Source organism: Salipiger sp. (genome assembly GCF_059781815.1).
In genome coordinates this window covers 1-9,579 of the sequence record NZ_JBYNAH010000206.1, presented here as the reverse complement: position 1 = coordinate 9,579, position 9,579 = coordinate 1, and the positions used below count along the sequence as shown (strand labels likewise).

Here is a 9,579-nt window from a genome sequence, read left to right as displayed (position 1 = left end):
CGAAGGCCGACCATGCATTAGCATTTAACCCGGACCACTCGATGGGGTCAGCTCACCAGGCCGGTGATGGTTGCCCCCTGCGAAAGGGCAAGATGGCCGGTGTAATGCGCCCCCTGCTGCAGCAGCGCGGCAGTCAGCGCCAGATCGCCCAGCTGCGGCAGCCCCTTGACACCCGAGGCTCCGAGAGCGCCAATCAGCGAGCCCCATTTCACGATCAGTAAATCCGAGATATGCGGCAGCATCTGCACTGCTCCTCATCCTTGGACCGCCGGATGCTGGATTTTCCCGGCAACTGCGGTAGTTCTCATTCAGGGGAACTACAGTCTCTCAGCCGAGCGCATCCCGAATGAATGTGAGAGCCTCGTGATGCAGGTCTTTTGTCGCGGCGGCCAGCACGCGACCGTCCGACTTCGTGGTCAGTGCGAACCCGTTCCAGTCGGTGATCACGCCGCCAGCACTTTCGACCACCTGAACCACCGGCAGGTAGTCATAGGGTTGCAGACCGGTTTCCACCACTAGGTCGCAAAAGCCGGAAGACAGCAACGCATAGTTGTAGCAGTCACCGCCAAAGCGCATCTGCGCAACACTTGACCGGAGCGCTTCGAACATCGCTCTGTCTTCTCCGGCAAAGAGCGCAGGGTCCGTCGTGTAGGCATATGCGTTCGAAAGCGTGCGGCATCCGCGCGTCTTGCAAACGGCTCCATTCAATCGAGCCGGGCCGCCTTCATTTGCAGTCCAGCGTTCGCCAGTCCCCGGTATGTCGATCTGTCCTAGGCAGGGAATCCCATCGCGGAGCAGGGCGACGAGCCCTCCGAAAAGGGGGTGACCGGTGACGAAGGACTTGGTGCCGTCAATCGGGTCGATGACCCAGACATAGCGACGGTCGAGATTCTCGGGAGCCTCTTCCTCGCCGAGAATGCCGTGATCCGGGAAGGTCGCGACAATACGGGCACGTATGTAACTTTCAATCTCCCGGTCCGCAATCGTGACTGGGCTCTCGTCAGACTTGCGCTCGACATCCAGCGACCTGCGGAAGTAGCCCATGGCGATCTCGCGGGCTCCATCGGCAACGCTGGCGGCAAATTTCGCGGCTGCATCCAAGGCCACCAACTGTTCGTCTTTCATCTTTTCGCGCCTCGCAACATTGAATTTGAGTATCTGCCTGCGCCGTCAGGACGAAATGCCGAGGCTGGCGCAGGTATCGTCGAAACGGGCGAGCGCCATATCGGTGTATCCGACGTAGTCCACGTCCAGCGGAGAAATGATCTCTTGGATCATGCTCCAGCCCGCTTCGCGCAGGGAGGAAGCGGCCTTGAACGCCGCAAAGCGTGTCATGAGGCCTGCGTCGGCCTCGAGCCCGTATCCTTCGGCAAGCGTGGCGCATTGCGCGTCGCTCAGGTCGCTGTTGATCGCGAGATTGGCGAGGTCGAAGAGTGGAGTGCTGGAGCCCGCGTATTCCCAATCTATGAGCCAGAGCCGATCGCCGTCGTCGATGAAATTCGATGGTAGGAGATCGTTGTGGGTGATGGCGAAATCCGAGGGGCCGACGAGACTTTCGAGCGCGTCACAGGCGGACATGAGCCCGTTCCACCGGTCCGCGTGGCGGCAGGGCCTGTCAGTGAGATAGCGCGCGAATGACCGACTGACCTGGAAGGGCCAGATCGACAGCGTGGGACCGCCCCAGTGGTGCGGAATCTGTGCGTGCATGTCGCGCAGGAACGGCGCGATACGCGTGAGGTAGGCGTCGCTTCGGATGTCAGCCTCGTCAAGCGTCTTGCCCTCGATGAAATCCGTCACGAGGATGCCGCCACCGCTATAGCGGACCGCGGGCGCGACTCCGGCGTCGCAGGCAGCTTCGCTGGCCTGAACCTCGTGCCAGCGGTAGACGTGAAGTTCGGGCACGTCGCTAGCAATGCGCGCGACGAAGTTCCGGGTGCCGCAGGTCACGCGAAAATTCAGGTTCGTCAGTCCGCCCGCCAGCGGCGCGATCTCGATCGATCCGTTCCAGCAGGGCAGGGCGCGGATCCGGTCCTCGGGGGATATGATCTCGGTCGGCATCTTCATTCCGTCATCCATCCGTACGAAGGTCCACCCAGTCCCGCACAGCCATCCATCGGGTAACGAAGGGGAAGCCGAGACCGCTGAATTCGTAGAACGGATATTTCTTCGCTTCGACGACCGGGAATTCGATGCTGTCGGGATCGCCCGTCAGCATCAGCGTCGCGAGGTTGCGCCCGAAGATCGTTCCAAGGCCGACGCCGCGACCGTTGAAGCCGAGCCCAGCGTAAATCCCGGGAGCGAGTTCGTGGATGTGCGGAAGCTCGTCCGATGTCATGCCGAGCCTGCCTCCCCAGTGATAGGACCACTTCACCCCGGCCAATGCCGGGAAAATCTTGGTGGCGCCTTCGATCAGGCCGGTGAAATCGGAGGGGCGGAATTGGTCGCGAAAGGGGCCCAGGCCGCCAAAGGTCAGGCGCCCGTCACGGTCGTAGCGGAAGTAATAGATGATCCGGCGCATGTCGGAGAGCGTATTTCCCTTGGGCAGGATTTGCGCCCTGATGTGATCGGGCAGCGGGTCGGTGGCGGCCTGAACGCTGCGGATCGGCACCATGGTCTTGGAAAGGCCGGGCCAGAGACCATCTGTGTAGCCATTGGTGCAAAGCACGACCTTTTCCGCGATCACCTGCCGGTCGCCGGATCTTACGATGATCTTGCCGTCTTTCCGGTCGATGGCAGTCACGGAGGTGCGCTCGAAGATTTTCGCGCCGAGGCTCCGCGCGACACGGGCGAGTTCTCGGGTGTAGGACTTTGGCTGGATCGCCCCGCCACGGCTGTAGACGAGACCAGCCTTGTAGCCATCGGCCCCTGACATCTCGCGAATCTCGCTGCCGTCGAGCATCGTGAGCTCGACACCGTACTTGCGCCACTGTTTCCGTTGCTTTTCCTGCCGGGCGCGGGTCTTGCTGGTATAGCTTGCCTTCAGCCAGCCACCTTGCATCGGATCGCAATTCAGATCGTGCTCACGCACGAGCCCGAAGACCTCGTCCCCCACTTTGGAAACCGCATTGAGCATCCGCTCGCCGTATTTCGGCCCCATCATCGTGAGCAGATCCTCGGGATCCTGCTTGAAGCCGAGGTTGACCTGCCCACCGCTGCGCCCGGACGCCCCGAACGCCACTGTCTCTTTTTCGAGCACGGCAACGCTGGATCCGGCCTTGGCAAGTTCTAGTGCCGTGCGCAGCCCGGTGAAGCCCGCGCCAACAATTGCCACATCCACCGTTTCCGTCGTGTCCAGCTGGTCGGTTTCCGGAGCAGGGGCGGCCGTGACGTCCCAGACGCAGGTCATCGCCGAGATTTCTGGAGTGTGTGGCATGAGGCTACCTGTTGCAAAAGTTGTGTGTTGTTGTGGGAACGCTAGCCAGCATCCGACGAATAAGGAAGCATCTTTCAAAAATTTTTGCAAAAACTTGGCAAATTAGTTGTCGTTGTGTTGATTTTTGTGGCCGTCGCTTCCTAGCGTGCTTCTGACGAGCGTTGGAGCGGAGCGGAAAATGGTGTCAGTCGAAGCAACCGGAACGGAAACCAGGCGAGTCGCGGCTTGGGTGGTCGCAGCACTTTGCGTCGTACTGTCGCTGGTGCTAGGGGTAACGGTCGCATTGCTTGGAGCTTACCCCGAGGAATTGGTTCTTCCGGTTCAGCAGGTCGTGGGCGCCGCGCTCGATTGGCTCGTCGAGGATGCGAGCCTCGGACTCTTCACTGTGAACGAGGCGACACGCGCACTAGCTTGGCTCCTGTCATGGCCCTTCGACTTCGTGAACGGGGTGCTATGGGAGGGCTTCGAGATCGGCGATGTGGAGCTGTCTCCGCTCTCGTGGCCCGTGCTCATGCTCGTGGCCGCAGCGATGGGCTGGCGTCTTGGCGGCAAGCGGCTGCTGGCGCTGGGACTGGCCGCGACGCTCTACCTGCTGCTTTTCGGTTACTGGGAAAGCGCCATGCGGACTCTGTCCTCGATCCTGATGGTCGTGCCGATCTCGCTCGTCCTCGGCGTCCTGCTCGGAGTCCTCGCCTATTCGCGCCCTGCCTTCCGCGGCCCTCTGAACGTCTTTCTGGACTTCTGTCAGACGGTACCGATCTTTGCCTACTTGCTGCCGATCCTCTTCCTGTTTGGCTTCGGGCCGCTGTCGGCGATGATTGCAACGCTGATCTATTCCATGCCCCCGATGGTGCGAGCCGTTCTGCTGGGGTTGGCGACCGTGCCCGAAAGTGTCCGGGAAAGCGGTCTCATGTCAGGCGCGACGCGGCGACAGTTGCTGTGGAAGGTGATGCTTCCCTCCTCGCGCCCGGCGCTGCTGCTCGGATTGAACCAGGTGATCATGCTCTCGCTGAACGCGGTGATTATCGCCTCTCTCATCGGGGCGGGGGGGCTCGGGCATGACGTCATGCGGGCGCTGAAGTCGCTGCGCATCGGGCAGGGGCTTGAGGCTGGTTTCGGCATCGTCGTGCTCGCGATCTTGCTGGACAAATTCAGCCTCGCCTTCGTCAGCCGTCGTCCTGTCGCGGGTGGTCGAGCGGGGCAGGGGCGCTTCTGGTGGGCAATTCTGCTGATCTGCGTTGCTTTGCAGCTCGCTAGCCTCGTGCTACCTGCGCTTGCGGAATATCCAGACGACCTCACGATCTCGACTGCACGCTTCTGGGATGGCCTCCTCGATATCGTGGTGATGCAGTATTACGGGGCCATCGAAGGCTTCAAGAACGGCCTGCTGCTTTACGTCCTGCTACCGACCAAGGCCTTTATGACCGGGCTGCCGTGGATCTTTGTCGTGACCTTGCTTGCGGCAGTGGGTTGGCGGCTTGGCGGTGCGCGGCTGGCGGCAACGGTCGGCGGGCTCGCTCTGTTCATCGCGGTGTCCGGATTTTGGGAAAAGGCGATGATCTCGGTCTACCTGATCGGATTGTCGGTCCTCGCAGCAATGGTGATCGGATTGCCTATCGGAATCTGGGCCTCAACGAATGACCGGGTTTCGAAGATCGCAGGGTTTTTCGTCGATACACTCCAGACCTTGCCCTCCTTCGTCTACCTGATCCCCGTCGTGATGCTCTTCCAGTCGGGCGACGTTTCGGCGCTTTTCGCTGTCATCGCCTATGCGCTTGCCCCGATCATACGCTACACCGATGCGGGCTTTCGCAACGTGCCGCAGGACCTTGTCGAGGCAGGCACGGCGATCGGCTGCACGCGCTGGCAGATCCTCTTCAAGATCAAGCGCGTCGCCGCCATGCCAGAGATCCTTCTCGGGCTGAACCAGACCATCATGTTGGCGCTCTCGATGCTGGTCATCACCGCGCTCGTGGGCACACGGGACCTTGGGCAAGAGGTCTATATCGGCCTCGCGCGGACCGACACGGGTCGCGGCTTCGTTGCCGGCCTCTGCGTCGCCTTCATCGCCATCATCTCGGATCGGCTGCTTCAAGCCTACGCGCGGCGCGAAAAGGCGCGCCTTGGGCTTTGAGCACCTCTCTCAACTCATCGGAAAGAGCCGCCATGGACAAGGACGTCAAGCTTCGCTGCCGCAACATCTGGAAGGTCTACGGAGAAGGGGCCGACCGGTTCTTTGCCGAGACGTCGGACCTGCGTGACCCGTCACGCGCGATCGCGAAAATGCGCGAGGCGGGTTGCGTACCGGCCGTCGCCGCCGTGGATTTCGACGTTCGCGTCGGTGAGATTTTCGTGATCATGGGGCTTTCCGGGTCGGGCAAGTCGACCGTCATCCGCTGCCTCTCGCGCCTGATCGAGCCATCGCATGGACAGGTGATGATGGATGGCGAGGACGTCCTCAAGATGTCTGAGGCTGAACTGATCCATCTGCGTCGCCACAAGGTTGGGATGGTGTTCCAGAATTTCGGCCTCCTGCCCAACCTGACCGTCCTGCAAAACATCATGCTTCCTCTGAAGCTGCAGGGGCAGAGCGTCGCGAAGCAGAGAGAAAGTGCGTATCGCGTGGTCGAGCTGGTCGGGTTGTCGGGGCGCGAGGATGCGTATCCGCGCGAACTGTCAGGCGGCCAGCAGCAGCGGGTTGGGATCGCCCGTTCGCTGGCGGTCGAGCCGGAGTTCTGGTTCCTCGACGAACCCTTCTCGGCGCTCGATCCGCTCATTCGCCGGAACATGCAGGACGAATTCCTCCGGCTTCAGAAGCAGCTTCAGAAATCCATTGTCTTCATCACTCACGATTTTCAGGAAGCGTTGCGAATTGCCGACCGGATGATGATCATGCGCGAAGGGCGCGTCGTGCAGGTCGGAACTCCTGCGGAACTGATGCTGAACCCGGTCGATGACTACGTGCGGGATTTCAGCCGCGGGGTGCCGCTGACCTCGGTTCTGACAGCGGGCATGCTGGGCGGCGTGGAGCCGGCACCCGGTATCACATATCGCAGCGTGGCGCCGGATGCGCGGGTGGATGATTTTCTGGCCCTTCTCGCCAGCCATGCCGAAGGGGTGCGTGTCGACAACCCTGAGGGAAGCAGCATCGTCACGTCCGAAACTCTAGTCCGTGCCATGGCGCGTGACGTTGCCGTGTAATGGTTGTGCAAAAAATGACCGAAAACTTGGAGGTCTGGTTCGAAAGTTGGTTATATGTGGGAAATATCTGTGTGATTGCCAACCTCATGCTAATCTTAGCCCGATCCGGACACAGATCCTCGTGCAGGGTCACAAAAATCAAACAGGGATGATGAGATGAAAATGAAGAACTCCACATCGGTCCTCGCCGCAGCGACATTTGCGCTTGCCGGTTCGATCCATTTTGCTCAGGCGGCACCGGATGACTCGAGCGATCCGATTGTCATCGTGCTGAACGACTGGTCCAGCCAGCTAGTGACGGCCTATGTCGCGGGCGAGCTTTTCGAAAAGCAGGGCTACGAAGTCGAATATGTTCAGGCCGACTCGATGGCGCAGTTCGCGGGCCTCGAGACCGGGGATCTTGCGGTGCAGGTCGAGATCTGGCCTACCACCCAGTGGGCACGTTTCACGGAAGTCGTCGAAAGCGGCAACGTGCTCGACCTTGGCGAATCCGGCGTCGCCGCCCGTGAAGAGTGGTGGTATCCTGCCTACATGACCGAGTTCTGCCCGGGCCTTCCGAACTGGGAAGCTCTCAAGGAACCAGCCTGTGCCGAGGCATTCTCGAATGTCGAAACCGCGCCGAACGGCCGCTATCTCGGCGCTCCCGTCGCTTGGGAAGGGTTTGACGAAGAGCGGGTCGAGTCGCTTGGTCTTCCGTTCGAAGTGATCCATGCGGGCAGCGACATCTCCCTCGTCGGAGAGATCACGTCCGCCTATCGCCGCAAGGCACCGATCATGGCGTGGTTTTGGGTGCCTCACTGGTGGCCGACGCAGATGGAAGGCGATTTCGTTCAGTTCCCGGAATACGAGCCGGCCTGCTACGAAGACCCGTCCTGGGGGGTAAACCCGGACATGGCCTATGACTGTGGCAAGCCCTACGGCATCCTGCACAAGGCTGCATGGGCCGGTGGCGAGGCGCTTTGGCCCGAAGCCTACGCCCTGCTGCGCAAGATGACCGTAACCGATGAGACCGCAGCCGAGTTCTTCCGCCAGGTAGAGGAAGAAGGCAATGAGCCTCAGGACGTTGCCGAAGCCTGGGTCGAAGAGAACGAGGCCGTCTGGTCCGCTTGGATGCAGTAAACACATGCACCCCTGCCGTGTGTTTCGCACGGCAGGGGTGACAATTGCACACAGGTCCACACGTCTGCTTGTGATGCCTCGTGTGTTGATGGATAGTGGCGCCGCGTTGCCGGGCAGGGCGGGCCTTTCTTCGGTTCCTGTCGGTCAGGCGGTATGGATGGCGCACTGGGAGGAGCGGTTGTGAGTGAAACGGGCATGTGGCTGCACGAGCGCCACAGCAGAATTCTGGAGATCGCCCGTCGCGACGGCAAGGTCTTCACCGGCAAGCTTGCCGACCTGTTCGACGTCTCAAGAGAGACAGTGAGGAGGGATCTTCTCGAAATGGAGGAGAAGGGCGATCTCGTGCGCGTGCACGGCGGCGCACTGCTCAAGGAACCCCGCTTCATGCCCGAGCCGGGCTTTGCCGATCGTCTGGGTGTCTATGCCGACCGCAAGGAAGCCATTGGTCACCGTGCTGCTTCGCTGATCGAGGAAGGCTCGATCGTCTTCGTCGATGCCGGGTCCACGACACTGCTGTTTGCCCGTGCGATCCTCCAGCGCAAGGATATCAGGGTCATCACGAACTCGTTCGAGATCGCTCGCCTGATCGCGCAGTCGGGAAGTGGGCAGGTGCTTTTGCTCGGCGGTGCGCCGGATTCGGATGTGCCCGCGAATTTCGGAGAGATGACGCTTTCGGGGATCGATCGCTTCCTCGCTGACTATGCCGTTGTTTCGCCAGTGGGTTACCACCCGGCGCGAGGTGCAACGGACTATCAGCTGCATGAAGCGGAAATCGCCCGCGCGATGATCCGCCGTTCACGCAAGTGCATCCTGCTGTGTCATTTCGAGAAAATCGGCGTCGAGAGCCGTGTTTCGATCTGCCGTCCCGACGAGATCGACTTTCTCGTCACGGATGTCGACGCGGACCGGAGCCTGCACCTCCCGCGTGGAGAGGTGATCAGGTCGGACGCGGGGACGGCAACGCGTCAAGGCTAGGCTCAGGACTCATAGCCAATAGATGACAGTTGTGGCGAGAGCGATGGCGGAGAAGAAGGCCTTTGGGCATCTGTCATATCTGGTCGCGACACGGCGCCAGTCCTTGAGCCTACCGAACATGATCTCGATACGGTTCCGGCGTTTGTAGCGACGTTTGTCGTATTTCACGGTTGTCTTGCGTTGTTTTCGGCCCGGGATACAGGCGCGTATCCCTTTGTCTTGCAACGCTTCTCGGAACCAATGGGCGTCGTATCCACGATCCTCGAGCAACCAGACGACATCGGGCACGCTGCTGAGCAACGCTCGCGCCCCAATGTAATCACTGACTTGGCCGGCGGAGACGAAGAAAGTGATCGGGCGGCCGTTGCTGTCGCAGATAGCATGCAGCTTGGTGTTCATACCGCCCTTGGTGCGACCGATCAGGCGGCCACGCCCCCTTTTTTCGCGTCCAGGCTGGACGCGGTGCCATGTGCTTTCAGGTAAGTCGCATCAATCATCACCGTTTTCTTCTCGCCGTGTTCGGCAGCCAGCCGGGCCATCATCTGAGCAAAGATGCCTTTGTCGCTCCATCGCTTCCAACGATTGTAAAGCGTCTTGTGAGGGCCATACTCTTTCGGCGCATCCCGCCAGCGCAAGCCATGACGGTTTATGAAGATATCCCACTCAGCACACGTCTATCATCGACGCGAGGCTTGCCGTGGGACTTCGGAAAATAGGGTTCAAGACGCGCCATCTGCGCGTCGCTCAGCCAGAAGAGATCAGACATGTCACCGCTCGTTTTTCGAACGCTGAATCACGCTGCTAAGGGGAAATCAATGGGTCCTGAGCCTAGGAAGCGGTGGCGAGCAAAGATGCCGATGAGCTGACCCCATCGAGTGGTCCGGGTTAAATGCTAATGCATGGTCGGCCTT

General features: G+C 60.7%; 8 protein-coding genes and 1 pseudogene. 4 read left to right on the top strand and 5 right to left on the bottom strand.

What is annotated here, in order from left to right; genetic code table 11:
- Positions 1 to 47 precede the first annotated feature (47 nt).
- The 4 genes from AC6RA4_RS19715 to AC6RA4_RS19700 form a co-directional block, all read right to left on the bottom strand.
- Positions 48 to 242, bottom strand: coding sequence for a hypothetical protein (locus AC6RA4_RS19715; protein WP_500163276.1), 195 nt, complete (start codon positions 240 to 242; stop codon positions 48 to 50).
- Positions 243 to 327: 85 nt separating this feature from the next.
- Positions 328 to 1,125, bottom strand: coding sequence for a histidinol-phosphatase (hisN, locus tag AC6RA4_RS19710; RefSeq protein ID WP_500163275.1), 798 nt, complete (start codon positions 1,123 to 1,125; stop codon positions 328 to 330).
- A 45-nt stretch (positions 1,126 to 1,170) separates the two neighbouring features.
- A complete protein-coding gene (locus tag AC6RA4_RS19705; RefSeq protein WP_500163274.1) occupies positions 1,171 to 2,064 on the bottom strand; it encodes a choline/ethanolamine kinase family protein in 894 nt (297 codons plus the stop codon).
- A 4-nt stretch (positions 2,065 to 2,068) separates the two neighbouring features.
- Positions 2,069 to 3,346 carry an NAD(P)/FAD-dependent oxidoreductase gene (locus AC6RA4_RS19700; protein ID WP_500163272.1) on the bottom strand — a complete coding sequence of 426 codons (1,278 nt, stop codon included), beginning with the start codon at positions 3,344 to 3,346 and terminating at the stop codon, positions 2,069 to 2,071.
- A gap of 205 nt (positions 3,347 to 3,551) precedes the next feature.
- Here AC6RA4_RS19700 and AC6RA4_RS19695 point away from each other — a divergent pair, with 205 nt between their 5' ends.
- The 4 genes from AC6RA4_RS19695 to AC6RA4_RS19680 all read left to right on the top strand — a co-directional run bounded on the left by AC6RA4_RS19695 (position 3,552) and on the right by AC6RA4_RS19680 (position 8,668).
- Positions 3,552 to 5,507, top strand: a complete 1,956-nt coding sequence (locus AC6RA4_RS19695) for an ABC transporter permease (protein ID WP_500163271.1) — start codon at positions 3,552 to 3,554, stop codon at positions 5,505 to 5,507.
- 32 nt (positions 5,508 to 5,539) lie between these two features.
- Positions 5,540 to 6,574 (top strand): betaine/proline/choline family ABC transporter ATP-binding protein, encoded by a 1,035-nt coding sequence (locus AC6RA4_RS19690; protein WP_500163270.1) that lies wholly within the window; start codon positions 5,540 to 5,542, stop codon positions 6,572 to 6,574.
- A gap of 156 nt (positions 6,575 to 6,730) precedes the next feature.
- Positions 6,731 to 7,693 (top strand): ABC transporter substrate-binding protein, encoded by a 963-nt coding sequence (locus tag AC6RA4_RS19685; RefSeq protein ID WP_500163268.1) that lies wholly within the window; start codon positions 6,731 to 6,733, stop codon positions 7,691 to 7,693.
- Between the two features lie 195 nt (positions 7,694 to 7,888).
- Positions 7,889 to 8,668 carry a DeoR/GlpR family DNA-binding transcription regulator gene (locus tag AC6RA4_RS19680; protein WP_500163267.1) on the top strand — a complete coding sequence of 260 codons (780 nt, stop codon included), beginning with the start codon at positions 7,889 to 7,891 and terminating at the stop codon, positions 8,666 to 8,668.
- A gap of 9 nt (positions 8,669 to 8,677) precedes the next feature.
- Here AC6RA4_RS19680 and AC6RA4_RS19675 read toward each other — a convergent pair.
- A pseudogene (locus AC6RA4_RS19675) lies at positions 8,678 to 9,434 on the bottom strand (IS5 family transposase).
- Positions 9,435 to 9,579 lie beyond the last annotated feature (145 nt).

Bases quoted from the DNA above. Each gene is read 5' to 3' on its own strand.
- AC6RA4_RS19715 (WP_500163276.1), bottom strand. From the start codon at position 242: ATGCTGCCGCATATCTCGGATTTACTGATCGTGAAATGGGGCTCGCTG.
- AC6RA4_RS19695 (WP_500163271.1), top strand. From the start codon at position 3,552: ATGGTGTCAGTCGAAGCAACCGGAACGGAAACCAGGCGAGTCGCGGCT.
- AC6RA4_RS19685 (WP_500163268.1), top strand. From the start codon at position 6,731: ATGAAAATGAAGAACTCCACATCGGTCCTCGCCGCAGCGACATTTGCG.
- hisN (WP_500163275.1), bottom strand. From the start codon at position 1,125: ATGAAAGACGAACAGTTGGTGGCCTTGGATGCAGCCGCGAAATTTGCC.
- AC6RA4_RS19700 (WP_500163272.1), bottom strand. From the start codon at position 3,346: ATGACCTGCGTCTGGGACGTCACGGCCGCCCCTGCTCCGGAAACCGAC.
- AC6RA4_RS19680 (WP_500163267.1), top strand. From the start codon at position 7,889: ATGTGGCTGCACGAGCGCCACAGCAGAATTCTGGAGATCGCCCGTCGC.
- AC6RA4_RS19705 (WP_500163274.1), bottom strand. From the start codon at position 2,064: ATGAAGATGCCGACCGAGATCATATCCCCCGAGGACCGGATCCGCGCC.
- AC6RA4_RS19690 (WP_500163270.1), top strand. From the start codon at position 5,540: ATGGACAAGGACGTCAAGCTTCGCTGCCGCAACATCTGGAAGGTCTAC.